Below are 24,502 nucleotides of genomic sequence, written 5' to 3' on the forward strand. Positions count from 1 at the left end.
GGCAAAGCCTTTGCCGTTTGCCTCCCGCCGGGTCATAACGGCGGCGGGCGGGGCGGCCGCCGGAGCTGCACGGAGAGATTGTGGTGAGTGAGATCGTGACCCTTCAGGCGTTCCTGAATCACTGGGCGGGCGCCGATGCCGGCCGGCAGGCGGTGGCGGAAGCCGTGCGCACCATCGCCACCACCGGGGTGGGCATCGCCGATCTGGTGGCCCGCGGGCCGCTCGAGGAAAGCCTCGGCAAGATCCACGGCACCGATCCCAACGGCGGTGGCGACACCCAGAAAGAGCTCGACGTCATCGCCGAAGAGCGCATCGTCGCCGCGCTGAAGGGCACCGAAGTGGCCTTCCTGGCCTCGGAGGAGAGCGAGGACCTCGTTCCCATCAATGCCACGGGACGCCTCGTGGTGGCGGTGGACCCCCTGGACGGCTCCTCCAACATCGACACCAACGTGTCGGTGGGCACCATCTATTCCATCCTACCGTATGATACCGCCACCCACGCCAATCCGGTGGATGCGGTGATGCGGCCGGGCCGCGAGCAGCTGGCGGCCGGCTTCCTGGCCTATGGGCCGGCGACCATCCTGGTGGCGACCTTCGGCGCCGGCACCCAGGTGTTCGTCTACGACCGGGACAAGCGCGAGTTCTTCCTCGCCCGGGCGGCGGTGGAGATTCCGGCGGAGACCAAGGAATACGGCGTCAACCAGTCCAACGTGCGCCAGTGGCAGGCGCCCATGAAGGCCTATCTCGCCGATTGCCTGGCCGGCAAGGAGGGCCCGCGCGGCAAGGATTTCAACATGCGCTGGGTGGGCTCCATGGTGGCCGATGCCTTCCGCATCTTCACCCGCGGCGGCGTCTATATCTATCCGGCCGACCAGCGCAAGGGCTATGAGAACGGCCGGCTGCGGCTGATCTATGAGGCCAACCCGGTGGCCTTCCTTACCGAGCAGGCCAAGGGCGGCGCCACCGACGGCAAGACCCGCATCCTGGACATCCAGCCCCACCACATCCACCAGCGCATTCCGCTGGTGTTCGGCTCCAAGGCCGAGGTGGAGAAGATCGCCTCCTATTATTGAGCGGTGCCGCGCCACGGCGCGGCCCTTTCGGGCGGGACCAACACCCGCCCACCCCTTCCTTATCGCCTGCCAGGAGCCCCGCCGTGAACCAGCCGCTGATCGCCCCGTCCATGCTCGCCTCCGATTTCTCGCGGCTCGGCGAAGAGGTGCGCAACGTGGTGAGTGCGGGGGCGGACTATATCCATCTCGATGTGATGGACGGCCATTTCGTGCCGAACCTCACCTTCGGCCCGGACATCATCAAGGCCCTGCGCCCGCACACCGACAAGGTGTTCGACGTGCATCTGATGATCTCGCCGGTGGAGCCCTATCTGGAGGCCTTCGCCGCCGCCGGCGCGGACATCATCACCGTCCACCCGGAGGCCACCGCCCATCTCGACCGCTGCCTGCAGGTGATCCGCGGCCTCGGCAAGAAGGCTGGCGTCGCGCTCAATCCGGCGACCCCTGAGAGCACGCTCGACTATGTGCTCGACAAGGTGGACCTGGTGCTGGTGATGAGCGTGAACCCGGGCTTCGGCGGCCAGGCCTTCATTCCCGCCGTCCTGCCCAAGATCACCCGCATCCGCGACATGATCCGCGGCCGCGACATCCGCCTGGAAGTGGACGGCGGCGTCAATCCGCTCACCGGCGCCCAGTGCGCCCAGGCCGGTGCGGATGTGCTGGTGGCCGGCTCCGCCGTGTTCAAGGGCGGCATCGAGGGCTACCGCACCAACATCGCCGCCATCCGCGCCGCCGCCGCCGATGCCATGGGGCTGATGGCCTGAGCTTTCGAGCCGCCCCCGCAACACCCGTTCACCTGCCCCCGTTCACCTGCCCCCGTTCGCGCCCCCTTCGGTGGCGCGGATGACGCAGCGTGCCCTCTTGACCATCTCAGGAAAAAAACGTTCGATCGTTTCCTAATCGCCACGAAGGTGCCCCCAAGAGGCGCCGGCGGAGGAAACCCATGGCTGATCCCAGCACCTACGACGCCCTGCGCCGCGCGTTCTCCTGGCGCCTTCCCGCCCGTTACAACATGGGCGTCGCCTGTGCCGATGCCCATGCCGATGGCTCCGGCAAGCCGGCCCTGATGTTCGTGGAGGAAAGCGGCGCCACCCGCACCTATTCGTTCGACGACCTCAAGGCCCTCTCCAACCGATTCGCCAACGCTTTGGTGGCCGGTGGGCTCCAGCGGGGCGATCGGGTGGCGGTGTTCCTGCCCCAGGCCCCAGAAACCGCCATCGCCCATATCGCCGCCTTCAAGGCCGGCATGATCTCGGTGCCGCTGTTCACCCTCTTCGGCGATGAAGCGCTGGAATATCGCCTTGCCGCCTCCGGCGCCCGCGCCCTCATCACCGACCTTGCCGGCCTCGCCAAGCTGGAGCGGGTGCGCGAGCGCCTGCCGGAACTCGTCCATGTCTTCGTCATCGGCGAGGATGCCGGCGCGGCCTTCGCCCGGAGCTTCGACACGGCGCTGGAGACGGCTTCTGATCGTTTCACGCCAGTGGACACCGGCCCCGATGATCCCGGCATCATCATCTTCACCTCCGGCACCACGGGGAACCCCAAGGGCGCCCTGCATGGTCACCGGGTGCTGCTGGGCCACCTGCCCTGCCTGCAGGTGATCCACCAGGACATGCCGCAGCCCGGCGACCTGCACTGGACCCCGGCCGACTGGGCCTGGATCGGCGGGCTGTTCGACGTGCTGTTCCCCACCCTGCACCTCGGCGTGCCGGTGCTGGCCCATCGGGCCCGCAAGTTCGATCCCGAGGCGGCGATGGCGCTGATGGCCACCCACGCCGTGCGCAACGTGTTCCTGCCGCCCACCGCCCTGAAGCTGCTGCGACAGGCGGATGTGCGCCATGACGGACTGAAGCTGCGGTCCCTGCTCACCGGTGGCGAGACCCTCGGGGCGGAGCTGGGCGCCTTCGTGGCCGAGCGGCTGGGGGTGGAAGCGCGGGAGATCTATGGCCAGACCGAATGCAATCTGGTGGTGGGCTCCAATTCCAATTTCTTCCCCATCCGCCCCGGCGCCATGGGCAAGCCCATGCCCGGCCATGACGTGCGCATCGTCGACGATGACGGCACCGAGCTGCCGGTGGGCGCGGAAGGCCATATCGCCATCCGCCGCGGCGACCCGGTGATGATGCTGGAATATTGGAAGAATCCGGACGCCACCGCGCAGAAATATGCGGGTGACTTCCTGCTCACCGGCGATCGCGGCAAGGCCGATGCGGACGGCTATCTGTGGTACCTCGGCCGCGCCGATGACGTGATCACCTCCGCCGGCTACCGCATCGGCCCCGGTGAGATCGAGGATTGCCTCTTGAAGCATCCGGCGGTGGCGCTGGCGGCGGTGGTCGGCGTGCCGGACCCGGTACGCACCGAGGCGGTGAAGGCCTGGCTGGTGCTCAAGCCCGGCTTCACCGGCGACGATGCCTTGGCCCGCGAGATCCAGGATCACGTCAAGGAGCGGCTGTCCGCCCACGAATATCCGCGCCAGGTGGCCTTCACCGACACTTTGCCCATGACCGCCACGGGCAAGATCCTGCGCCGCGAGCTGCGGGCCCGCGGCTGAGGGGTCTTCCGGGCGCGGGAAACAAAAACGGGGCCTTGCGGCCCCGTTCTGTCATCACTTGTTGAGGGCCGCCGCCATCGCCTCGCCGAGCCCCTTGAAGGAGATCGGCAGGATGACCGGATTGCGCGAGCCATTCTCGAACAGCAGTTCCCCCTTGCCCGCGCTGGCCTTCAGCGCCGCCACCTGCGCCGGCTCCAGCTTGAGCGAGGCAATGCAGCTCTGGCCGCAGCGCTTGTAGGTGAGCACCAGATCCGGCACGCCGCCGACCTTGAAGGTCACATTGGCCGGCAGCCAAACGCCCGGCGGCACCTGGACGATCAGATAGACCGGCCCGTCCTTGATGGCGCGCACGGCCATGTGCGCCAGAATGTTCTTGAGGTCCTCGGTCTGCAGGGTCTGCACCGCCTCGCAGGAGCGGCCTTTCGCCTCCGGCTTGCAGCGCACGGTCCAGTCGTCATGCGTCGAGGACGTTTCCGTTGGCGCAGGAGTGGCCGTCGGCGTTTCTGCGCGCGCGGGAGCACCCGCGAGAAGCGCGCCCGCCAGCGCGGCAATGGCGGCAATCCGCTTGCCCATCTGCGCCCCCTGCGGCTGAGAAGCCTGCTGCGACATGGTCTTCATCCACCCATTCCCAGTCAGCGGCCGTGCCGGCCACGTTACAGGCCCGGCATATCCGATCTGCGCGGCGTCGGGCAACACCCATTGGCCGCCTTGAGCGGCTGGCCGCGCGGACGCACGCCAGCCGCGCGAGAAGGCGCCCCTCGCCCGCGGGGGCGAGGGTTCGCACAAGATCAGTTGAAATCGTTGGCGACGGTGGCGCCGCTGATCACCGGGCCGGCGGCGACACGGAACAGCTCCAGAAGCTTCTGCAGTTCCACCGAGGAGGCATTCGACAGATAGATGATGTCGCGCTCACGCACCACGAAGCTATCGGCCAGGAAGAAGCCGGAAGCCTCCGACAGATCCAGCTGGAAGACCACCGGCACATAGGCGCTTTCCACCGGCTGCTCCGGCGTCAGCATCTCCACCACGCGCTTCGGCTCGTAGCGCAGCACGAAGATGCCCTTCACGTCGGCGCGGGTATCGATGGGCCCACCGGCGCGGGCCAGAGCCGAGGCCAGCGAGAGCTTCGTCACCGGCAGCGTCGCCTCCGTGGTCCGGCCCGCGGCGCCCATGATGAGATAGGTGCGGGGCTTGTCGGCGATATTGATGAAATCGCCGCCCTTGAGACGCACATCGGCGGTGGGCTGATTGATCAGGGCCTGCAGACGCACCGATTTGGTGGTGCCGTTGCGGGTGAGCTCCACCATGGCATTGCCGGGCGAGATCGCCGGCCCACCGGCGCGGGTCACCAGCTGCAGCAAGGTCTCGCCGGCGGCGGTGATGTTGAACTCGCCGGGCGTGCGCACGGCACCGGCAATGATCACCTTGTTGGAGAAGTTGCCCACCAGGCGCACGATGACCTGCGGCTGGATGATCCGGCTCTTGAGCTCTTCTTCCAGCATCTGACCGACCTGGCGGGTGGTCTTGCCAGAGACGTTCAAGGCACCGACCAGCGGGAACGTGATGATGCCCTGGCTGTCGATGGGCATCTCCGGCAGCGTCACCAGGGCTGCCGACTGGCCACCCGCGGTGACCGAGCTGATCCCCGAGAACACGCCACCCGAAGCCGGCTCCATCACGGTGATGGAGAGCACGTCACCCGGACCGAGCACCGGCCCGGACCCGGCGTGACCGCCCCGATCAGGACGGAAGAAGCCGCTGGTGGACATGCTGTTGTCCGGCACCTGCAGCAGCACCCGGCTCACGGCCACGTCGACCGGCACGAGACGGAAGGGAAAATCGCCGGGACTCTGGCTTTCCATCTGGATCTGGGTCGCCATCGGCCCCGATCGCGGCAGCGCGTCGCAGCCGGCGAGGCCAAAGCCTGCCGTTAGCGCCAGCACCAGGAGCGCAGGTGCGGTCCTCGAGGCATTGCCCCATGCGAGCCGGCACTTGCGGAACCAATTCAACACCATTCCCCCGGCCTTCTCGCTGACTTCAACGATCACCCAAACCCGCGCCAGAACCCAATCTCTCACGGCCCCATCCGCCACGACTCACGCCGCAGCGCACCGCGGCATCGGCCGGAGAGGACAGCCTTTAGCACGCCCCACCCGCTCGGCAAACGGCAAGGTAGCAATCGAAATCAGCGCCTTGTGGCACCTCGATCGCCTCTCACCGCACCCTCTGCCTCGATTCCGCATTATGCCGCCTGAGGATGAAGAAGCACCTACGATCTGGCGACCCCGGTACCCAAGTGGCGGCATCACGGCAATCAATCGGGTGGTGTGTCCTTGACGCAACAACGTCGCGGCACTGTATCCAACCCCTCCGCGAGCGGCGGGCGCCCGGCTCTCACAGAGCAGGTGAAGTTGTCGATGAAGTGTTAAGATTTTTCTTCACGCCGAGACCCATCAACATCTGCACGCGGTGAGAGGACGCAAGGTCAACACAACCACGACAGCGGGGCCGGGCGGCGCAGACACCGGCGGGCGGCGAAGACGACCGCCCCCCGCTCTCGCCCGCAAGAGGGGACCAGGGCACTGTGGCCGTCAGATGGGACCAGCAGGTGTGCCCGGCGCGCCAGGGCGCGTCGGGCTCACTCGACAGCTTCAGCCGATGCCTTCGCCGGCCCGATCGGCCAGGAAATGCTCGAGCCAATGGATGTCGTATTGGGCCGCGGCGATGTCCGGCGTCCGCACCAGGGTGCGGAACAGGGGCAGCGTGGTGTCGATGCCGTCCACCACGAACTCGTCCAGTGCCCGGCGCAGGCGGCGCAGGCACTCGTCCCGGGTCTTGCCGTAGACGATCAGCTTGCCCACCAGGCTGTCATAGGTGGGGGGGATCACATAGCCCTGGTAGGCGTTGGAATCCACCCGCACGCCCAGGCCACCCGGCACGTGGTAGTGAGTGATCCTGCCCGGCGAGGGCCGGAAGGTGGTGGGGTGCTCGGCATTCACCCGGCATTCGATGGCATGGCCGTCGATCGCCACATCAGCCTGGGTGAGGCCCATGGGCTCGCCTGCCGCCACGCGGATCTGCTCGTTGATGAGGTCGATGCCGGTGACCATCTCCGTCACCGGATGCTCCACCTGGATGCGGGTGTTCATCTCGATGAAATAGAAGCGGCCGTTCTCATACAGGAACTCGATGGTGCCGACGCCGAGATACTTCAGCTGCCGCATGGCGTTGGCGCAGGTCTCGCCGATCTCCGCCCGCTGCTCGGGGGTGATCACCGGCGAGGGCGCCTCCTCCCACACCTTCTGGTGGCGCCGCTGCAGGGAACAGTCGCGCTCGCCCAGATGAATGGCGTTGCCGCGGCCGTCGCCCAGCACCTGCACCTCGATATGGCGCGGGGTGGAGAGATACTTCTCCAGATAGACGGCATCGTCGCCGAACGCCGCCTTGGCCTCGATGCGGGCGGTGGAGAGGGCCTGGGACAGATCCTCCTTGCTGAGCGCCACCTTCATGCCGCGCCCGCCGCCACCGGCGGCCGCCTTCACCAGCACCGGATAGCCGATCTCTTCCGCCACCCGATGGGCCTCGGCATCGTCGCGGATGCCGCCCTCGGAACCGGGCACCACCGGAATGCCCAAGGCCTGGGCGGTCTTCTTGGCCTCGATCTTGTCGCCCATGATGCGGATGTGCTCCGCCTTGGGGCCGATGAAGCCGATATTGTGGTCGGCCAGGATCTCGGCGAAGCGGGCATTCTCGGCCAGGAAGCCATAACCCGGGTGCACCGCATCGGCGCCGGTGATCTCACAGGCGGCGAGAATGGACGGGATGTTGAGATAGCTGTCCCGCGCCGCCGGCGGGCCGATGCACACGCTCTCGTCGGCGAGCCGCACATGCATGGCGTCGGCGTCGGCGGTGGAGTGCACCGCCACGGTGGCGATGTCGAGCTCCTTGCACGCGCGCAGGATGCGCAACGCGATCTCGCCCCGGTTGGCGATGAGGATTTTCTTGAACATCAGGCCTGCCCTCGGGAAAACGCGCTCACTCGATGATCATCAGCGGCTCGCCGTATTCCACCGGCTGCGCATTGCCCACGAGGATCCGCGTCACCGTGCCCGAACGGGGCGCGGGAATGGCGTTCATGGTCTTCATGGCCTCGACGATCAGCACCGTCTGGCCTTCCCGCACGCTGGTGCCCACTTCGACGAAGTTGGCGGCGCCGGGCTCGGGCGCGAGATAGGCGGTGCCCACCATGGGCGAGGCCACGGCGCCCGGATGCTTGGAGAGGTCGGCCGGCGCCTCGGCGACGGGCGCCGCGGCCACCGGCGCGGCGGCCACGACCGGCGCCGCCGGGGCGGCGGCCACGGTGACCGGAGCCGGCGCGCGCGCGACGCGGATGCGCAGGCCTTCGTGCTCCACCTCGATCTCGGTCAGATCGCTGTCGGACAGCAGCTTGGCGATATCCTTGACGAGGTCGGTGTCGATCTGGGGTTTGGTAGGCTTCATCATGTTCCTGCTCTGCCGGCCATGGGGCCGCACGAGGGCTCTTGAGGGTTCGACAAGCCGCCGTCAGGGCGGCGGAAGATCGGCCAGGGCCGCGATGGCGAGTGCGTAGCTCTGCGGGCCGAAGCCGCAGATCACCCCACGCACCACCGGCGACAGATAGGAGTGGTGGCGGAAGGGCTCGCGGCTGAACACGTTGGACAGATGCACCTCGATGGTGGGCACGCCCACCGCCGCCACCGCATCGCGCACGGCGACAGAGGTATGGGTGTAGGCCGCCGCGTTCAGCACGATGCCTCGGGCGCCCCGCGCCGCCTGGATGAGATCCACCAGGGCGCCTTCGGAATTGGTCTGGGCGAACACCATGTCGAAGCCCAGCCGCTCGGCCGCGGCACGACACAGCGCCTCCACGTCGGCGAGGGTCGCCGCACCGTAGATGCCGGGCTCCCGGGTGCCGAGAAGATTGAGATTGGGCCCGTTCAGGACGTGGATGAGAGGGAGCATCCGCAAAACATCTGCCGCCGGCGCCACATGGCCGGGTCGGCGTCGTTATAGGGTCACGCGCCACGCAAGGAAAGGGGAGCGCGGCGCGGGCCCGTCATGGCTGGTAAACCAAGGCTGACCAGCGGGCCGGCCGATGCGCCCCGCTCGCCCGCTCCGACCGTCTCACTGGCGGCACATCACTTGGCGCCGGCCGCACCCTTGGCGTTGGCGCGGGTGGCGGCCACCGCGGCTTTGAGCTTGTCGAAGCCCACAGCGCCCACCACCACCTCGTCGCCCACCACGTAGGAGGGCGTGCCGTTGAGCGACAGCGCCTCGGCGATCTTCATGCTCTCGTCGAGGGTCGCGTTGAGCTCCGGCGAGGTGGCCTGCTTCTGCAGCAGGGCGGGATCGATGCCCACCTGCTTGGCCGCCGCCAACGCCTTGGCCCGATCCGCCTGGCCACGACCGTTCAGCAGCGCCTGATGGAAGTCCATATACTTCTCGGGCGCCACCATGCGCACCGCCACAGCCACCTGGGCGGCTTCCACCGAGCCCGGGCCAAGCACCGGGAATTCGCGCAGCACCACCTTGAGGTTCGGGTCTTCCTTGATCAGCTCCTGCAGGTCGGAGAGGGCCCGCTTGCAGTAGCCGCAATTGTAGTCGAAGAACTCCACCAGGGTGACGTCACCCTTGGGATTGCCCACCACCACGCCGCGCGGGCTCTCCAGCAACGGCTTGATCTGGCTCAGGGCCTGGTTGCGGGACTTGGCCTCGGCCTCGTTGTGGCGCGCTTCCAGCACCGCGATGGCCTCCTGCAGCACCTCGGGATTCTGCAGCAGATACTCTCGGATGACAGGCCCGAGCTCCTTCTTCTCCTCGTCGGTGAAGGCGGACGCCGGGGTGGCGGACACCAGCGCGGCCAGGGCCAGCGGGATCAGACCGGCGCGAAGGCCGAGGCGCGAGAACATGAGACTCTCCATGGAATGAATGGGTTCAGCGGTCATCGGAGCGCCCGCCCTGGGCGCTCTGCGGCGGCTTGAAGTTCACGAGGTCGTCGGCCCGGAGCCAACCGGGCGAGCCGGTGGGAAAGCGCTTGCGGGCCCGCGCCGCCAACTCACGCCCGAACTTGGCGTCGCCACTGGCGATGGCCGCGTTGGCGGCCGCCAGATCGGCATTTGCCAGATCGCCCTTGCGGCCATAGGCGATGGACAGGGAGCGCCAGGCGCCCGCTGAATTGGGATCGCGCTGAGTGGCCTGGATCAGTTCCGGAATGGCATCCTCCGGCTTGCCGCCGCTGCCGGTCTGCACCAGCGCCTGCCCCAGCATGGCCCGGATGAGCGGCGCGCCATTGGACAGGTCCACCGCCTTGCGCAGCACCGGAACCGCCTGGCCGGCGCGCCCGGCCTCCAGCAGCGCCTGGCCCTTCAACTCGTAGAAATAGGGATTGTTGGGCTGGCGGGCGATCAAGGCGTCGATCTGCGCCACCGCGCCGTTCACATTGCCGAAGCGATAGGCGGAAATGGCCCGCGCGTATTGCGCCGCCAGGGAAGCGTCGGAATAAGGATATTGGCGCGCCACCGCTTCCGGCCGCTCGGTGAAGGCGATCAGCTTGGCGCGCATCAAGTCATGCCGCTCCTGCAGCGCCGGCGGATCCTTGACGTTGTAATAGGGGCTGCTCTTGGCCAATTGCTCCAGCGCGGCGATGCGCTCGCGCGCCATGGGGTGGCTCAGCAGATAGGGGTCGATGCGCTGGCTGATGAACAGCTGGTCGTTCTGAAAGCGCTCGAACGTCTCCAGCATGCCTTTGGACGACTGCTTTGTGGCATCGAGATACCGCACCGCGGAGCGGTCTGCCGCCTGCTCCTCGCTGCGCTGGTAGGAGAGCAGCGAGCGGCGGATCATCTCCTGCGGCGCGCTCATGCCAGCGGCGGCGACATTGCCGAGATTGCGACCGTCCATGCCACTGGCCGCGCCCGCCGCCACGCCGGCGCCGGCCAGCAGCATGGCTACCACCGCCATGGTCTGGGCGCCGGCCAATTGCTGGCGCATGCGGGCCAGATGCCCGCCGGCGATGTGGCCGCTTTCGTGGGCCAGCACGCCGATGATCTGATTGGGCGTCTTCGAATCGATGAGCGCCCCGGTGTTCACGAAGATGCGGCGGCCATCGGCCACGAAGGCGTTGAAGGAGCGATCGTTGATCAGCACCACTTCCACATTCTGCTGCGCCAGCCCCGCCGCTTTCAGGATGGGCCGGGTGTAGTCGCGCAGCAAATTCTCGATTTCCGTGTCGCGGATGGTGGAAACCCGGCCCTGCCCGCCGGCTGGCTGGGCCTGCGCCGCGTGCCAGGGCAGCGCCGCCACGGCCAGTGCGGCGAGGGCCTGGCAGGCCCGTCGCCCGACAAGACGCAGGGCGTCGCCTGCAGATCGGGAGGAGATTGACACCGCCATTGTTGCCGACGCTTCGCCTCGCTGGTTCGTGGCCCCGACCCGCTCCGCGCGAGCCGGCGCCTGCCCTGATCCTCAACCGCCGCAGCCGCCGGCCACGCTCCTCGTCCCTCGTCCCACATCCCTCGTCCAGCCGCCGAAGAGCCGGGTGCACCGGGCCGCAACGCCCTGAACCCACGCGCCCCCTTGGCGAGCGGCCCCGCCCGAGCTACGAAGCGGCCGGACACTGGCGCCTTGCGGCCGCTGGGTCAACGGGCGGCCCTTCACATTGGGGCGACACCTCTTCCAAGGACCGCGAGATTACGGCGGCAGCACGGCGGCGCGCCCCGCGCGCAGTTCGACCCGAAGGATTTCCATCATGACCTCTTCTCCCGCCGGCGTTACGCCCTCACGCCGCAGCGCCGTCGCCCCCTTCATCGTCATGGACGTGATGGAGCATGCGGCGCGGTTGGAGGCGGCCGGCGCCACGGTGATGCATCTGGAGGTCGGGCAACCGGCGGCGCCGGCGCCGCTGACTGCCCGCCAGGCCGCCGCCGCCGCGCTCGAGGCCGGACAGGTGGGCTATACGGCCGCCCTCGGCATGCCGGCGCTGCGGACGCGAATCGCCGAACACTACCAATATGCCCACGGGCTCACCCTCGACCCCGAGCGGGTGGTGGTGACCAATGGGTCGTCCGGCGGCTTCATTCTCGCCTTCCTGGCCCTGTTCGAGGCGGGCGACCGGGTGGCCATTGCCGCCCCCGGCTACCCGCCCTATCGCCATGTGCTGTCCGCCCTGGGCTGCGAGCCGGTGCTGATCGAGACCCGGGCCGAGGATCGCTTCGCGCTCACCCCGGCCCAGCTCATCGAAGCCCATCGCGCCGCGCCACTGAAGGGTGTGCTGGTGGCGAGCCCCGGCAATCCCACCGGCACCATGATGGACCGGGCGGCGCTGACCGCGCTCCACGCCTGCGCCCGCGATCTCGGCATCGCCTTCGTGTCGGACGAAATCTATCACGGCCTCGATTATGCCTTCCCGGCGGTGAGCGCGGCGGAGATCGGCGAGGACGTCACCGTCATCAATTCCTTCTCCAAATATTTCTGCATGACCGGCTGGCGGGTGGGCTGGATGGTGGTGCCCCCCACCCTGGTGCGCACCATGGAGCGGCTGCAGCAGAACCTGTCCATCTCCGTGCCCACCCTGTCGCAGATCGCCGCGGCGGCAGCCTTCGACGGGCGGGCGGAGATGGACCGGGTGAAGGCGGGCTATCTGGAAAACCGGCGCATTCTCACCGAAGGCCTGCCGCAGGTCGGCCTGCGCCATTTCCTGCCCGCCGACGGCGCCTTCTACCTTTATGCCGACGTCTCCGCCTTCACCGGCGATTCCGCCGCTTTCGCCACCCGCATGCTCGATGCCGTGCACGTGGCCACCACCCCCGGCGTGGATTTCGATCCCTTCCGGGGCAAACAGTTCCTGCGCCTGTCCTATGCCGGCTCCGCCGCCGACATGCGCGAGGCGGTGGCGCGCATCGGCGCCTTCCTGCAACGCGAATAGGTTTTTCGCGGGCGATGGGCGACACAGCGCCATAGAGTTGCGCCAATTGTCGGTGAGGATCCCGTCGCATGAGCCGCCCCAACGACCAGATCGTCGAGATCACCCCGGAAGTGCTGCTGAAGGCCTACGCCTGCGGCATCTTCCCCATGGCCGAGAATGCCGACGACCCGGGGCTCTACTGGATCGAGCCCGAGCGGCGCGGCATCATCCCCCTGGATGCCTTCCGCATTTCGTCGCGGCTGGCGCGGACCGTGCGCTCGGACAAGTTCGAGGTGCGGGTCGACAGCGACTTCGAGGGCGTGATCGCCGGCTGCGCCGAACCGCAGGATGGCCGCGAGAAGACCTGGATCAACACCCGCATCCGCCGGCTTTATGGGGAATTGTTCGCGCGCGGGCGCTGCCACACGGTGGAAGCCTGGCGCGACGGCCAGCTGGTGGGCGGGCTTTATGGGGTCCGGCTCGGCGCCGCCTTCTTCGGCGAAAGCATGTTTCACCGCGAGCGGGACGCCTCCAAGGTGGCGCTGGTGCATCTGGTGGGCCGCCTCATCGCCGGCGGCTTCCGCCTGCTGGACACCCAGTTCGTGACCAGCCACCTCTCCACGTTCGGGGCCATCGAGGTGTCGCGCCGCCAGTATCACCGGCTGCTCGACCACGCCCTGGCGGCGGAGGGGGATTTCTACTGCTGGCCCGCGGGCGCCGCGGTGACCGGTTCCGGCGCCTTGCAGCCGATCAGCCACACGTCATAGATCGGGTGCTCCACCGCGTGCAGGCCGGGACTGGAGGCGAACATCCAGCCGGTGAAGATGCGCTTGGCCTCACCCTTCAGGGTCACCTCGTTCACCTCGGTGAAGGAGGTGACGTTGCGGGTCTCGTCCTCCGGGCGGGTGTAGCAGACCCGCGGGGTCACCTGCAGCGCACCGAACTGGGCGGTTTCGCCGATGGCCACATCGAACGTGGTGGTACGGCCCGTGATCTTGTCGAGGCCGGCATAGACCGCATAGCGATTGTGGATGCGCACCGACGGCGGACGCACCACCACCACATCCCCTTCCACACCCCCTGGTGCAGTGGGCACCGCCGCCGTGGCGGCCGCCGGCTGCGGCACCCGGTTGGGCAGGCGACGGGGATCGGGCGCGGTGGGCATACCGCTGCTGGGCGGCGGCGGCAGAGGCGACTGCTCGATGCCCGAACGCTGCAGCTGCGCCGCGGCCGGCGCCGCGCCCGTCACGATAGCCAGCAGGGCCAGCACTGGCAGGCCGAAAGTGCGGGCACCGTCAAAACGGGAGCGAGGAGAACGAGAGCCTTGGGACATCCGCTTCATGCTTCAGGCGCACCGCGCTGACAAAAGAATCACGGGCGCACCCGCGGCGTCATCCGGACCGGTCCGATCCCGATGACCGTTGCGACTAGCACCGACAATGCGGCCTGAACAGGGCATGGCATCCCCCTGCCCCCTGCGCCACATGCCCGGGCCCGGCCTCACTCGCCGGGCGTCCAGGCCTTGTAGTCGCCGGTCACCTTGGGCCGATGGCCGCCGGTGAGCACGGAGCCCTTGGGATGGTAGGCGGCCGGGGTGCCGGTCATGTTCGCGCGGTGGGGCTTCTGCCACGGGAACGGGGTGTAGCTCTCATCCACCGGCGGCGTGTCCACCCGATGGTGGAGCCAGCCCCACCAGCCGGGCGGCACCGAGGAGGCTTCCGCATAGCCCGGATAGATCACCCAGCGCCGCTCGAAGCCGAGAGTGGGATCGATGGCGCCACCCTTGGTGCGAAAATAGCGGTTGCCGAGCTCGTCCTGCCCCACGAACTCACCATAGCGCTTGGTCCACCACCAAGTGCCGATGGTCTGCTTGTTCCACCAGGTGAAGATGTAGGTCAGGAGAGTCTTCACGGCCCGCGCCTCGTTCCGAAATCGGGCGGAACATGCCACCTGCCCCCGCCCATGTCCACCAAAGACCACCACCAAAGACCGCCGCCCGCCTCACGGCACGAACAGCAGCAGCACATAGACCCCGAACAGAATGAGATGCACCACGCCGTTGAGGGCGTTGGTGCGCCCGGTGCCGAACGACAGGATGCACATGACGAAGGTCAGCACCATCATGGTGCGGTCCTCGTTCTCCAGGCCCAGCACCATGGGCAGCCCCAGCATCACGCTCAGCGCCGCCATGGCCGGAATGGTCAAGGCGATGGTGGCGAGCACCGAGCCGAGCGCGATGTTGAGGCTGTGCTGCAGATGATTGGCCGCCGCCGCCCGCACCGCCGTGATGCCCTCCGGCATCAACAAGAGGATGGCCACCAGCGCCCCGGTCACCGCATCGGGATCGGCCAGGGGGAACAGGGCCAGGAAATCCTCGAACGCCACCGCCACATGGTGCGACAGCGACACCACCGCCGCCAGCGACAGCAGCAGCATCACCGTCGCGATCCAGAAACGCCGCAGCGAGGGGCGTTGCTCCCCGTGCTCCGGCGGCTGGCTGGCGAAATGCTCGCGGTAGCGCACGGTCTGCATGTAGAGAAACGTGCCGTAGAGCCCCACCGCCACGAACGCCATGGTGACCAGCTGCACCGGGGAAAACTCGCCGGTGGCACCGTCATGGGTCTCACTGGGCAGCACCAGCAGCAGCACCCCCAGCGCAATGATCACCGAGAGGAAGCCGGACACCCCCTGCTGCTGGATCGCCTGCTCGCGGTGCTTGAGGCTGCCCAGCAGCAGGCACAGGCCGACAATGCCGGTGGTGACGATCATGATGACCGAGAACACCGACTCGCGCGCCAGGGTGGGGTTGGCGGCGTTGTGCAGCATCATGGAGGCGATCACCGAGACCTCGATGAGCGTCACTGAAAGGGTCAGCACCAAAGTGCCGTAGGGCTGGCCAAGTCGCTCGGCCACCACGTCGGAATGGGTCACCGCCGAAAAGGCGGCGCCGCACAACAGCAGCACCGACACCACGCCGATGACGGCTTCGAGAACGCCGCTGTGCGCCGCCGCGGCCGCTTCCGGCGTCCAGGCGGCAAAGCTGGCCAGCAGGGCGGCGAACACCAGCCCCGCCAGCGGCAGCGCATACGGCGCAACGCCGGATCGGTCTCTCCCCATGTCGCCCCCCTCAGCACAGATCCGCCGGGCGTGTCCCATATGGCCGCGCAAGCTGCAAGGGCTGCCTCACAGGGCGATCCGGTGCCCCGCGGCCTTCCGCTGCGCCAGCAGGCACAGGTAGAGCGACGGCAGGGTGGCGCCGGCCAGCGCGGTGAGTTCGGCATGGTCATAGGGCGGCGACACCTCCACCACGTCGAAACCCTTGAAGTCGAGCCCGCCCAGCTGCCGCAGGCAGGCAATGACCTCGCGGCTGGTGAGGCCGCCGCAGACCGGCGTGCCGGTGCCCGGGGCGAACGCCGGATCCAGCGCGTCGATGTCGAAGGACAGATAGACCGGCGCCGACCCCACCCGCGCGGCAATCCGCGCGGCCAGGGCGGCCGGGCCGATCTCCCCCGCCGTCAGCGCGTCGATGATCTCGATGCCATAGGTTTCCGGCGCATGGGTGCGGATGCCCACCTGCACCGACCGATCGGTGCGGATCAGCCCGTCCTTCACCGCCCGGGTAATCATGGTGCCGTGATCCACCCGGTCACCGCCGTCACCCCAGGTATCCTGGTGCGCATCGAACTGGATCAAGGCGACCGGCTCGCCGAGCCGCGCCACCAGCGCCTGCAACACCGGATAGGTGAGGAAGTGGTCACCGCCGAGGGTGATGAGGTGGCTGCCGCGGGCATAATGGGCCGCCGCCTGGCTGGCGATGGCCTGGGGAATGCCGGCGGGCAGGCCGTAATCGAACACGCAGTCGCCGCCATCGGCGACATCGAGGGTGGCGAAGGGATCGAGGCCGAAGGGATAGAAGGGGTCACCATCGAGGATGGTGGAGGCGGCGCGGATGGCCCGCGGCCCAAACCGCGTGCCGGGGCGGTTCGACACTGCCACATCCAGCGGCACGCCCCACACCACCACCTCGGCGCCGCCGCCATCGCGCGCGTAGCGCCGGCGCAGGAACGAGGTGACGCCGGAATAATTGGGCTCGGTGGACTGGCCATGGCGGAAGCTCGGATCCAGGGCCCGATCCACGGGACGCGGCAGAGATGATTCGGTCATGCGGCACCTCTCGGCTCCTTCGGCCGGCGCGGGCATGATAGCGACCCGCCCCTCCAACGCCAGCGCCTTGAATCCGCGACCAGATCCACCTTGCGCCGGCCTCAGCGGATTTGAGGGTACACGCTCAACACACGGCCAGCTTGTGCCCCCTGGGATTTCATGCATGACTAGTTGTTAGCCTCAGCCCTCCAGCCGAACCGTGGTTTTTCGGCATGATCCTCCATGTCCCGACGCTTCTGATGACCGCGGCCGTGGTGTGTTGTCTGATTGCCGGCGTCCAGATGGTGTTGAAATACCGGACAAACGTGTCCGCGCTGGGCTATTGGGGAATTGCGAACGTCACCGGCGCAGCTGGCGCCTTGGTGCTGGCGCTGCGCGCCGACCTGCCCCTGGCCTTCGTGGTGGTGGTCGGCAACGGCCTGATCTATGTCTGGCTGGGCCTGCTGCTCACCGGCATCCGCGCGTTCGACGGCCAGCGCCCCCTGCTCGCCCTCTCCCTCGCGGCGGCCCTCGCCAGCACCGGCCTTCTGCTCATCTCCTACCTGATGGGCGACAATCTGGGGCAGCGCATCGTCATCGGCTCGCTGCTCATCGCCGTCTGGTGCGGCGTGGGCACGTGGATCATGCTCCAACGCCGGCCGGGCGAGATGCGCTCGCGGGCGCGGCTCACCTTCGCCCTGCTCCTGGTGCTGCTCAGCCTGTTCTATGTGGCGCGGGCGCTGGGCGTCGCCGTGGGCTGGATCATGCCCATGAATGCGTTGTCCGGGTCCGCCCAGGGCCTGGTGCTGCTCGCCTCCCTGGCCCTGGTGACGGGCTGGAACTTCGCCTCGCTCTATCTGGTGCTGGACCGGCTGGCCTCCCGCGACGACCTCACCGGCCTGCTCAATCGGCGCACCACCCTGTTGCAGGGGCGCCTGCTGCTGGAAGAGGCGCGCGCCCAGCGCCACCCCCTCTCAGTGCTGATGCTCGACCTCGACCACTTCAAGACGGTCAACGACCGCTTTGGCCACCAGGTGGGGGATGCGGTGCTGCGCCGGTTCGCCGAGGTCGCCCGCCAGAGCGTGCGGGCGCAGGATCTCATCGGCCGCATTGGCGGTGAGGAATTCTGCGTGGTGCTGCCGGGAGCCGACGGCAAGGCCGCACTGGAGATCGGCGAACGGCTGCGCACCACCGCCGAATCCGAGCTCTGGGAAGTGGATCAATGCGCCATCCGCGCGACGGTGACCGTCGGCGTTTCCACACTGGCAGCGGTGGCGCCCGATGATGCGCCATCCATCAGCGGCCTCATCAAGGAGGCGGACGACGCGCTCTATTATGCCAAGGCGGCGGGCCGGAACCGCGTGCTCAGCGCCGCCCGCCTGGCCGCCGGCCTCACCGCGTCCCTGAGCCTGTCCACGGTCGAGCGCCAGGCCGCCCGCGCCTGACGCCGCTCACCGAAGCGCGTCGAAGCCGGATGGACAGGCCGTCGCCAGCAGCCGGTTCGCCCAAGGTCCGGCTTCCCTAAGCTTGCCAAGGGGCCGCCGGTCTTGCAGGCGTCGAAGCGACACGGCCGCCATGCGGGCCCTCACGGTTCGCGTCGCTGAAACGACAGCTCTCCCCGATAGACCTCTTCGCCCTCGGCCTCGAGGACGCCATCGGCGCCGACCGGCACCGTGATCACCGACAGGTGCGCGCCCTCCATCGCCGGGACGCCCAGGGCGTGGACCAGATCGCTCTCCGCCGCCAGGCGGGCATTGAAGGTCCCCAGCAGATGGCGGCCGGCATCGCGGGTGCGCAGTTCCAGCCGGTAGACCTGCCCTGCCATGGCGGGAACGGCGCTGGCCTGCACCTCGAGCAGGCCCGCAGCCGGCTCCAGCCACACCCGCACCTCCGGCGCCCCGGACGGCGCCAGCACCGGCCGGAGGATCACCATGCGCGGCGCCGGATCGCCGCTCCAGCCCCCCTGGTGCATCATCACATCGAGAGTGATCACCACCATCACCACGGCGGCGGCCGCCGCCAGCCCGCGCAGCGCCAGCCGCCGCGACGGCCCATCGCCGCCCCTGGCGGGACGGCCCCGCAGGGCCCGCCGAGCCTGGTCGAAAGCGACCGCCGCCCGGGCGCCCAAGGCCGCTCCCACGCCCGATTTGGTCACAGCCTCGGCGGCACTTTTGGCAGCACCATCGTCCTCAATCTTGGTTGCGGCGCCGGCTACCGCGTCGACCTCCGCCTTCGCCGCCCCCTGCTCCGCCGCGGGCGCGGCGTCGCCCGGCATCGGCCCCGAGGGCGCGTCCGTGCCCTCACCATGCCAAGGGGAGAGCGACGACGCAGCGCTGACCGAGACGGTCGCCGCGCCGCCCTCCGTCCCGGTGGCCGGGGCCACGCCATCGGCCACACGCACCGCCCCCCCGCCTTCAGACACGGGCGCGATCTCCGGCCCGACGGCGGCCGGCGGCGACACGGGCGCTCCATCGCCAGGGAGAGCGGCAGTTGCGGCGGCAGTTACGGCCGCACTTGCGGCGGAGGTGCCGCCTCCATGGTGCGGCAGCGGGGGCGCAGGCGCAGAAAGGCCCTGGCCTGGAACCGGCGCATGCAGGGGCGGCGACGGATCATCGACCGCCGCCCCCTCTGCCGCCGCCCCGGCTCCGTCCGGCCCCACGGGCGCCTCGGGACGCGGCGCCTCCGGACGCTCGGCGGCAGAGCCTGCGTCCACCAGCGACGGCCGGGTGGGGCCCAAGGCGCCGGGAGGCGCGCCCTCCGGCGCCGGCGTCTCCGGACTCCCTTCAACCACAGGGCCCGGCGCGGCGGCTTCAACGGCCTCGCCTGCAACAGGCTGTTCCCGTGCGCCCCCCTCAGCGCCACCCGAGCGTTCAGGAGCGGCAAGAACCGCCGTCTGTTGTAAGCCCTGCTCTCGCCGCGCCTCCCCTTGCCCGCTCGCCTCTTGCGCGACGCTCTCTTGCATCTCCGAACCGCCGGGCGTCGTGCCAGCGTCCGCAGGCGTCTCAAGGGGGACATCCTCGGCCGGCGACAGGTCGGGGGCATCCTCAGGCCATGGCTCGGAAGCGGACGGTGTTTCGGCGCCCTCCAGGGGTGGCGGAGAATGGGGGATGCGATCGTCTGGCGGCGCATCCGCCGCCAACGCAGCGGCCAGCCGCCGGCGCAGCGCCCGGGGTGGCTCCACGCGGGCCGCTTCCCGCGGCAGCGCGCTGGCCGGAACCTTCTGCGCGCCCCCCAGCCGCGCCCGCAGCATGCGCGTGAGGCCCCGCGCGCCGGCGGGCGGTGGCGCGGCCGGCGGCGACGCCGGAACGGCCGGTCGCCCGGCCAGCCCGCGCCGCGAGACCGTGCCGGAGCGCGCGCCCGTCTCCGCCCCCGTCTCCACCCCGATGCCGCCGCCTGTCGCCGGAGGCGGCGCGGAGGCGGGCGCGGCGCCTCGGCCGGCCTGCTGCGCCCGGGCCAGATCCTGGGCGATGGCGTTCCAGATGGCCGGCGGCGGCGCGATGGGGGAGATCAATTCATGCAGGGGCGCCAGATCCCGCTCCCAGCGCCGCACCAGGCGCGCGAAGTCGGGATCGCGCTGCAGGCGGGCCCGCGCCTGGGCCCGTTCCGGTGCCTCCAGCGTCCCGATCACCAGTTCGGCGGCCAGAAGATCGTCGGCGGTCATGTGGGACGTCGCAGATGCGCGGCGATTTCCTGCGCGCTGCGCGCCAGCCAAGCCCTCACGCCCGTATCGGGAATATCGAAATAGACGCCGAGCGCATCGCGGGTCCAGCCGTCATAATAAGCGAGCAGCACCATGCGCCGACGCTCCTCCGACAGGAGCCCCAGGGCCGCCAGCACCCGCATGAGCGCCGGGCTGCGACCGGACAGGGCCAGAGGATCGGCCGCCGCGCGCCCCACCTGGAACGGCTCCCACGCATCCGGGCCACCGCGCGCCCGCACCGCATCGAGCGAGGCCGCCCGAGCCATCGCGGTCATGGCGCCGAGGGGCGCCTTCTCCCGCGACAGGCGCGCCGCTTCCACGAAGATCTGCCCATAGGCGCGCCGCAACACCTCTGAGGCGAGCCCCGGCTGGCGCACCAGGCGCAGCACCAGCCCGTACAGCTTCGGGCTGGACAGCTCATAAAGGCGTTCGCATGCGCTCAGATCACCCGCGGCAATGGCCGCCAGGAGGCCGCGCAACTCGCGATGCGGCGTCACCCGTTTGATCCCTCCCCTCCCGGACACGCCGGATCCCCGCGCCATTCAAACGCAGGCTGCGGGCGGGAGACCACAAAAAAACATGCTGCAGCGCACCGCGCTGCAGCATGCTACCTCAGAACCTCTGAATTTCGCGCGCGCAGCCCGCTCGGCGCTCAATGGCGCGGCATATCCAGCGGCCGCCAGGCGCCACGGGTGGCGCCCAATTCCGGCTTCGCGGTGCGATCGAGGCTGTCGGCGGCTTCCGCCAGCACGAGCTCCGCCTCGGCCTCGGCCAGGGTCTTGGCGGCGGCATCGCGCTGGGCGACGAGGTCATCCACCGAGCGTCGCAGGTTGTCGCGCCGCCCGCGCGAGGCCAGGGCCAGCGGGGAATAGGCGAAGTGATTGGGGTCGTTGACGCCGGTGCGTCCTTCCTCGGCGGCGATATCGCGATCGAGTTCCACGGCCATCCGCTCGAAATCGGCGATCATCGTGTCGATCTGCGCCACCCGCCGGCGCATGTCGTCGATCTGAAACTTCTTGGCGCGGATCAAGGGCTCTCGCGACTTCATCGCCATCAACTCCGGTACGCAAAGGGCAATGTCGGCCGAGCACCCCCGGCCACTCAACGCCGCCACAATGGCGTCTCACGGTTGCCCCTTTCTTACCGCCGCGCAGGAAGCTGGAGAAAAATACAACGAACCTGAAGCTCAGAAACCAATCGTTTACCGCCTTCGTTAATCATGAGGCTACGGTTCGAGCGACGCGCAAAAAGTGCCCGCTCGAAGGTCGACGAAAGGTATCGAGAAACGGGTGAACGCGGCGCGCGCCGGCGGAAAAACAGTTAAGTGCTTGGTGGAGATTCAGTCTTCCGAACCGTGCACAAATGTTTTCCCACAAGGGCTTGTCCGAGAGAATCAGGGTCTGCTACTGATTCTTCACACGTAGCGCGAATCACCCCGTCGGCCGAGCAACGAAAGTCGGCAGCGCCGCCTTTCGGGTAGTTGCGAGGAAAGGGATTGCCATGCGCGTCTTGCTCATCGAAGACGATAGTGCAACGGCCAAGGGCATCGAATTGATGCTTAAGACCGAAAACTTCAACGTCTATACGACGAGTTTCGGTGAAGAAGGCGTCGATCTCGGCAAGGTTTACGAGTACGACATCATCCTTCTCGACCTGAACTTGCCGGATATGTCCGGGTTCGAGGTGCTGCGCTCGCTGCGCGTCGCCAAGGTCAAGACCCCCATCCTGATCCTCTCGGGCCTCGCCAACACCGAGGACAAGGTGAAGGGCTTCGGCTTCGGCGCCGATGACTACCTCACCAAGCCCTTCCACAAGGACGAGATGGTGGCGCGCATCCATGCCATCGTCCGCCGATCCAAGGGCCATGCCCAGTCGGTGATCCAGACCGGCGACCTGGTGGTCAACCTCGACACCAAGACGGTGGAGGTGGAAGGCAACCGGGTGCACCTCACCGGCAAGGAATACCAGATGCTGGAGCTGCTTTCGCTCCGCAAGGGCACCACCCTCACCAAGGAGATGTTCCTCAATCATCTCTATGGGGGCATGGACGAGCCGGAACTGAAGATCATCGACGTGTTCATCTGCAAGCTGCGCAAGAAGCTGGCGAACGCATCGGCCGGCAAGAACTACATCGAGACCGTCTGGGGCCGCGGCTATGTGCTGCGCGAGCCCGTGCTGGGCGCCGAGCGGATGGCCGTCTAGGCCACCCCTTCGCCCGCGACCGCCGATCCCACGCCTCGCAGTGAGGATGCCCCGCCGTTCGGTGGGGCATTTTGCTTTGGGGCCGCCATCGGCTCGCCCCATCGCCGGTTGAAGCGCGTTCAGGCCGGCCGGGCGGTGAGGGTCACGAGATCCCCATCCTGGGCGAAGCTCACCGTGACGCCGCAGGCGCGCGCCAGCAGGCCGGCATAGAACGGCTGCACCACATGGGCATCGAGCCCGCCGGCCGGCGCCACGCCGGCGATCAGCGCCTCGACGCCGGCGGGGATGCGGGCGCTGGTGCCCCGCGCCGCGAGCTCGAACCCCATGGCCTCGCCACTGCCCAGCGGCGACACCGTCATGAGCCCGCCGCGCGGAATGGTGGTGGTGGAGATCAGCACCAGGTTCAGGAGCAGCTTGACCTTGTTCTTGGCCTGGAACTCGCGGGGCAGGCGCCAGTCGATCTTGGTGCGATCGTCCTCGATCATGCCGCGGACCACCTGCTCGGCATCGCCGAGATCGAGCTGCGCCCCGGCCGACCCGGCGGCGCCGAACGCCAGCCGGGTGAACTGGAGCCGCGCCGAGGCCTGGCGGGAACTCTTGGCGATGAGATCGAGCGCCACCTCGCGCATGTCGGCGGCGCCTTCGTCCTCCAGCACCTCGATGCCGTTGACCACCGCGCCCACCGGGCTGATGACATCGTGGCACACCCGCGAGCACAGCAAGGCCGCGAGATCGAGGGCGGAAATGACGGCGGCGTCGGCGGCCGGGGAGAGGATCGGGGCGAGCGCGTCGAATTTGGGCGCGTCGGACATGGGTCGGGCTTCCGGGCGTGCTGTGATCCCGCCATCGCGGCCGCCGCGCCGCCACCGTGGGCCGGCCCGTGGCTGCGGGGGAGACCGCATGGTGCAGGGTCGGCTCTGATACACCCGGGGACGGCCCCCTCACAAGCGTCGCCGCCATCGACAGGCCCGGCGCGAGCGGATATGACCCGGCCATGACCAGCACGTTCCCGCGCGCGCCCGCGCCCACCGACGCGCCCCTCCTCGCCGGCCTCGCCGCCGCCGCGCTGGCGGCGGGCGTCGCCATCCGCCGCATCGAAGCTCAGGGCATTGAGGCCCATGCCAAGGCGGATCTGAGCCCCGTCACCGCCGCCGACGAAGCCGCCGAGCTCATCATCTGCGCCGCCCTGGCGGAGCTGCTGCCCGGCGTGCCGGTGGTGGCCGAGGAGGCCATGTCCGCCGGCGCCCATGTGGACTGCGGCAACCGCTTCCTGCTGGTGGACCCGCTGGATGGCACCCGCGAGTTCATCTCCGGCAATGGCGAGTACACCGTCAATATCGCGCTCGTGGAAGACGGCACGCCGGTGCTCGGTGTGGTCTATGCGCCGGCCCGGGCGACCCTGTTCGCGGGCCGCCCGGGCGCGGCCTTCCGCGCCATCCGTGCGCCGGGCGCGGCGGTGAATGCGCAGGACTGGGAGTCCATCTCCTGCCGCCCCCTGCCCTCGGGCCCCATGGTGATCGCCGCCAGCCGCTCCCATGGCGACCCGGCCACCGATGCGCTCATCGCCCGCTATGACGTGGCCGAGCGCATCTCGGCCGGCTCGGCGCTGAAGTTCGGCCTGCTGGCGGAAGGCTTGGTTGATCTCTACCCCCGCCTGGGCACGGTGATGGAATGGGATTGCGCCGCCGGGCATGCGGTGATCAACGCCGCAGGCGGCCGCGTCACCCGGCCGGACGGCAGCCCCCTCACCTATGGGCATGCGAATGCCGGCTTCAAGGTGCATGGCTTCCTCGCCTGGGGCGCCGGTCAGCCTCCAGCGCCGAAGGCGGGGTGATCGCAGAGCGGAGACCGCACACCGGTCGTCGCCACCGGTTAACCCGACACTAAGCCCC

The 24,502-nt window shown here is 68.8% G+C and carries 23 protein-coding genes; 8 read left to right on the top strand and 15 right to left on the bottom strand.

Annotation, left to right across the window (positions count from 1 at the left end; all coding sequences use genetic code 11):
• The first annotated feature begins 83 nt into the window (after positions 1–83).
• From MEU52_RS00915 to MEU52_RS00925, 3 genes are all read left to right on the top strand, one after another.
• Entirely contained in the window at positions 84–1,073 is a 990-nt protein-coding gene (locus MEU52_RS00915; protein WP_238121835.1) for a class 1 fructose-bisphosphatase, read from the top strand.
• 83 nt (positions 1,074–1,156) lie between these two features.
• Positions 1,157–1,837 carry a ribulose-phosphate 3-epimerase gene (gene rpe, locus MEU52_RS00920; RefSeq protein ID WP_337927128.1) on the top strand — a complete coding sequence of 227 codons (681 nt, stop codon included), beginning with the start codon at positions 1,157–1,159 and terminating at the stop codon, positions 1,835–1,837.
• A gap of 179 nt (positions 1,838–2,016) precedes the next feature.
• Positions 2,017–3,627 (top strand): acyl-CoA synthetase, encoded by a 1,611-nt coding sequence (locus MEU52_RS00925; RefSeq protein WP_238121834.1) that lies wholly within the window; start codon positions 2,017–2,019, stop codon positions 3,625–3,627.
• A 54-nt stretch (positions 3,628–3,681) separates the two neighbouring features.
• Here the strand turns inward: MEU52_RS00925 and MEU52_RS00930 are convergent, their stop codons facing one another.
• The 7 genes from MEU52_RS00930 to MEU52_RS00960 form a co-directional block, all read right to left on the bottom strand.
• Complete coding sequence (locus tag MEU52_RS00930) at positions 3,682–4,245, bottom strand: invasion associated locus B family protein (protein WP_238121833.1); 564 nt, start codon at positions 4,243–4,245, stop codon at positions 3,682–3,684.
• 170 nt (positions 4,246–4,415) lie between these two features.
• Positions 4,416–5,507, bottom strand: a complete 1,092-nt coding sequence (locus MEU52_RS00935) for a polysaccharide biosynthesis/export family protein (protein WP_238121832.1) — start codon at positions 5,505–5,507, stop codon at positions 4,416–4,418.
• Positions 5,508–6,278: 771 nt separating this feature from the next.
• On the bottom strand, positions 6,279–7,637 hold the full coding sequence (gene accC / locus MEU52_RS00940; RefSeq protein WP_238121831.1) for an acetyl-CoA carboxylase biotin carboxylase subunit: 1,359 nt from the start codon (positions 7,635–7,637) through the stop codon (positions 6,279–6,281).
• A 25-nt stretch (positions 7,638–7,662) separates the two neighbouring features.
• Positions 7,663–8,127, bottom strand: coding sequence for an acetyl-CoA carboxylase biotin carboxyl carrier protein (gene accB / locus MEU52_RS00945; RefSeq protein WP_443266044.1), 465 nt, complete (start codon positions 8,125–8,127; stop codon positions 7,663–7,665).
• A 63-nt stretch (positions 8,128–8,190) separates the two neighbouring features.
• Positions 8,191–8,628: a type II 3-dehydroquinate dehydratase gene (aroQ, locus tag MEU52_RS00950; protein WP_238121828.1), complete on the bottom strand. Its 438-nt coding sequence runs from the start codon at positions 8,626–8,628 to the stop codon at positions 8,191–8,193.
• Positions 8,629–8,804: 176 nt separating this feature from the next.
• The gene (locus MEU52_RS00955; protein WP_238121827.1) at positions 8,805–9,575 is read right to left on the bottom strand and encodes a DsbA family protein; all 771 of its coding nucleotides are present in this window, start codon (positions 9,573–9,575) and stop codon (positions 8,805–8,807) included.
• Between the two features lie 25 nt (positions 9,576–9,600).
• On the bottom strand, positions 9,601–11,055 hold the full coding sequence (locus tag MEU52_RS00960) for a M48 family metalloprotease (protein WP_238121826.1): 1,455 nt from the start codon (positions 11,053–11,055) through the stop codon (positions 9,601–9,603).
• A gap of 355 nt (positions 11,056–11,410) precedes the next feature.
• On the opposite strand from MEU52_RS00960, the gene MEU52_RS00965 reads away from it, so the two are divergent.
• The gene (locus MEU52_RS00965) at positions 11,411–12,586 is read left to right on the top strand and encodes a pyridoxal phosphate-dependent aminotransferase (RefSeq protein WP_238121825.1); all 1,176 of its coding nucleotides are present in this window, start codon (positions 11,411–11,413) and stop codon (positions 12,584–12,586) included.
• A 68-nt stretch (positions 12,587–12,654) separates the two neighbouring features.
• Positions 12,655–13,332 carry a leucyl/phenylalanyl-tRNA--protein transferase gene (aat, locus tag MEU52_RS00970; protein ID WP_238121824.1) on the top strand — a complete coding sequence of 226 codons (678 nt, stop codon included), beginning with the start codon at positions 12,655–12,657 and terminating at the stop codon, positions 13,330–13,332.
• Here the strand turns inward: aat and MEU52_RS21895 are convergent.
• The 4 genes from MEU52_RS21895 to speB form a co-directional block, all read right to left on the bottom strand.
• Positions 13,263–13,898 (bottom strand): DUF2155 domain-containing protein, encoded by a 636-nt coding sequence (locus MEU52_RS21895; protein WP_337927127.1) that lies wholly within the window; start codon positions 13,896–13,898, stop codon positions 13,263–13,265. The two genes, aat and MEU52_RS21895, sit on opposite strands and share 70 nt — an antisense overlap.
• A gap of 167 nt (positions 13,899–14,065) precedes the next feature.
• Positions 14,066–14,476, bottom strand: coding sequence for an NADH:ubiquinone oxidoreductase subunit NDUFA12 (locus MEU52_RS00980; protein ID WP_238121823.1), 411 nt, complete (start codon positions 14,474–14,476; stop codon positions 14,066–14,068).
• 90 nt (positions 14,477–14,566) lie between these two features.
• Complete coding sequence (locus MEU52_RS00985) at positions 14,567–15,682, bottom strand: calcium:proton antiporter (protein ID WP_238121822.1); 1,116 nt, start codon at positions 15,680–15,682, stop codon at positions 14,567–14,569.
• Between the two features lie 66 nt (positions 15,683–15,748).
• Positions 15,749–16,729, bottom strand: coding sequence for an agmatinase (gene speB, locus MEU52_RS00990; protein WP_238121821.1), 981 nt, complete (start codon positions 16,727–16,729; stop codon positions 15,749–15,751).
• Between the two features lie 212 nt (positions 16,730–16,941).
• On the opposite strand from speB, the gene MEU52_RS00995 reads away from it, so the two are divergent.
• Positions 16,942–18,153, top strand: coding sequence for a GGDEF domain-containing protein (locus MEU52_RS00995; RefSeq protein ID WP_238121820.1), 1,212 nt, complete (start codon positions 16,942–16,944; stop codon positions 18,151–18,153).
• A gap of 140 nt (positions 18,154–18,293) precedes the next feature.
• Here MEU52_RS00995 and MEU52_RS01000 read toward each other — a convergent pair whose 3' ends face one another.
• The 3 genes from MEU52_RS01000 to MEU52_RS01010 form a co-directional block, all read right to left on the bottom strand.
• Entirely contained in the window at positions 18,294–20,369 is a 2,076-nt protein-coding gene (locus tag MEU52_RS01000; RefSeq protein ID WP_238121819.1) for a hypothetical protein, read from the bottom strand.
• Positions 20,366–20,905: a sigma factor-like helix-turn-helix DNA-binding protein gene (locus MEU52_RS21900; protein WP_238121818.1), complete on the bottom strand. Its 540-nt coding sequence runs from the start codon at positions 20,903–20,905 to the stop codon at positions 20,366–20,368. The genes MEU52_RS01000 and MEU52_RS21900 overlap by 4 nt, the downstream gene beginning before the upstream one ends.
• A gap of 155 nt (positions 20,906–21,060) precedes the next feature.
• On the bottom strand, positions 21,061–21,456 hold the full coding sequence (locus MEU52_RS01010) for a flagellar export protein FliJ (RefSeq protein ID WP_238121816.1): 396 nt from the start codon (positions 21,454–21,456) through the stop codon (positions 21,061–21,063).
• A gap of 452 nt (positions 21,457–21,908) precedes the next feature.
• Between MEU52_RS01010 and ctrA the strand changes: the two genes are divergently transcribed.
• Positions 21,909–22,610: a response regulator transcription factor CtrA gene (gene ctrA, locus MEU52_RS01015; RefSeq protein ID WP_238121815.1), complete on the top strand. Its 702-nt coding sequence runs from the start codon at positions 21,909–21,911 to the stop codon at positions 22,608–22,610.
• 119 nt (positions 22,611–22,729) lie between these two features.
• Here the strand turns inward: ctrA and chpT are convergent, their stop codons facing one another.
• A complete protein-coding gene (gene chpT / locus MEU52_RS01020) occupies positions 22,730–23,422 on the bottom strand; it encodes a histidine phosphotransferase ChpT (RefSeq protein WP_238121813.1) in 693 nt (230 codons plus the stop codon).
• A 182-nt stretch (positions 23,423–23,604) separates the two neighbouring features.
• Between chpT and cysQ the strand changes: the two genes are divergently transcribed.
• The gene (cysQ, locus tag MEU52_RS01025; protein ID WP_238121812.1) at positions 23,605–24,444 is read left to right on the top strand and encodes a 3'(2'),5'-bisphosphate nucleotidase CysQ; all 840 of its coding nucleotides are present in this window, start codon (positions 23,605–23,607) and stop codon (positions 24,442–24,444) included.
• Positions 24,445–24,502: the final 58 nt, after the last annotated feature.

The sequence above is a fragment of the Xanthobacter sp. NM-25 genome, from assembly GCF_022138605.1.
Taxonomy (GTDB): domain Bacteria; phylum Pseudomonadota; class Alphaproteobacteria; order Rhizobiales; family Xanthobacteraceae; genus Xanthobacter.

What these genes read in the sequence shown, in the direction of transcription:
- MEU52_RS00925 (WP_238121834.1), top strand. Translation starts at nt 2,017, where the DNA reads ATGGCTGATCCCAGCACCTACGACGCCCTGCGCCGCGCGTTCTCCTGG.
- MEU52_RS00930 (WP_238121833.1), bottom strand. Translation starts at nt 4,245, where the DNA reads ATGAAGACCATGTCGCAGCAGGCTTCTCAGCCGCAGGGGGCGCAGATG.
- MEU52_RS00935 (WP_238121832.1), bottom strand. Translation starts at nt 5,507, where the DNA reads ATGGCGACCCAGATCCAGATGGAAAGCCAGAGTCCCGGCGATTTTCCC.
- accC (WP_238121831.1), bottom strand. Translation starts at nt 7,637, where the DNA reads ATGTTCAAGAAAATCCTCATCGCCAACCGGGGCGAGATCGCGTTGCGC.
- accB (WP_443266044.1), bottom strand. Translation starts at nt 8,127, where the DNA reads ATGAAGCCTACCAAACCCCAGATCGACACCGACCTCGTCAAGGATATC.
- aroQ (WP_238121828.1), bottom strand. Translation starts at nt 8,628, where the DNA reads ATGCTCCCTCTCATCCACGTCCTGAACGGGCCCAATCTCAATCTTCTC.
- MEU52_RS00955 (WP_238121827.1), bottom strand. Translation starts at nt 9,575, where the DNA reads ATGTTCTCGCGCCTCGGCCTTCGCGCCGGTCTGATCCCGCTGGCCCTG.
- MEU52_RS00960 (WP_238121826.1), bottom strand. Translation starts at nt 11,055, where the DNA reads ATGGCGGTGTCAATCTCCTCCCGATCTGCAGGCGACGCCCTGCGTCTT.
- MEU52_RS00965 (WP_238121825.1), top strand. Translation starts at nt 11,411, where the DNA reads ATGACCTCTTCTCCCGCCGGCGTTACGCCCTCACGCCGCAGCGCCGTC.
- aat (WP_238121824.1), top strand. Translation starts at nt 12,655, where the DNA reads ATGAGCCGCCCCAACGACCAGATCGTCGAGATCACCCCGGAAGTGCTG.
- MEU52_RS21895 (WP_337927127.1), bottom strand. Translation starts at nt 13,898, where the DNA reads ATGTCCCAAGGCTCTCGTTCTCCTCGCTCCCGTTTTGACGGTGCCCGC.
- MEU52_RS00985 (WP_238121822.1), bottom strand. Translation starts at nt 15,682, where the DNA reads ATGGGGAGAGACCGATCCGGCGTTGCGCCGTATGCGCTGCCGCTGGCG.
- speB (WP_238121821.1), bottom strand. Translation starts at nt 16,729, where the DNA reads ATGACCGAATCATCTCTGCCGCGTCCCGTGGATCGGGCCCTGGATCCG.
- MEU52_RS00995 (WP_238121820.1), top strand. Translation starts at nt 16,942, where the DNA reads ATGATCCTCCATGTCCCGACGCTTCTGATGACCGCGGCCGTGGTGTGT.
- MEU52_RS01000 (WP_238121819.1), bottom strand. Translation starts at nt 20,369, where the DNA reads ATGACCGCCGACGATCTTCTGGCCGCCGAACTGGTGATCGGGACGCTG.
- MEU52_RS01010 (WP_238121816.1), bottom strand. Translation starts at nt 21,456, where the DNA reads ATGAAGTCGCGAGAGCCCTTGATCCGCGCCAAGAAGTTTCAGATCGAC.
- ctrA (WP_238121815.1), top strand. Translation starts at nt 21,909, where the DNA reads ATGCGCGTCTTGCTCATCGAAGACGATAGTGCAACGGCCAAGGGCATC.
- chpT (WP_238121813.1), bottom strand. Translation starts at nt 23,422, where the DNA reads ATGTCCGACGCGCCCAAATTCGACGCGCTCGCCCCGATCCTCTCCCCG.
- cysQ (WP_238121812.1), top strand. Translation starts at nt 23,605, where the DNA reads ATGACCAGCACGTTCCCGCGCGCGCCCGCGCCCACCGACGCGCCCCTC.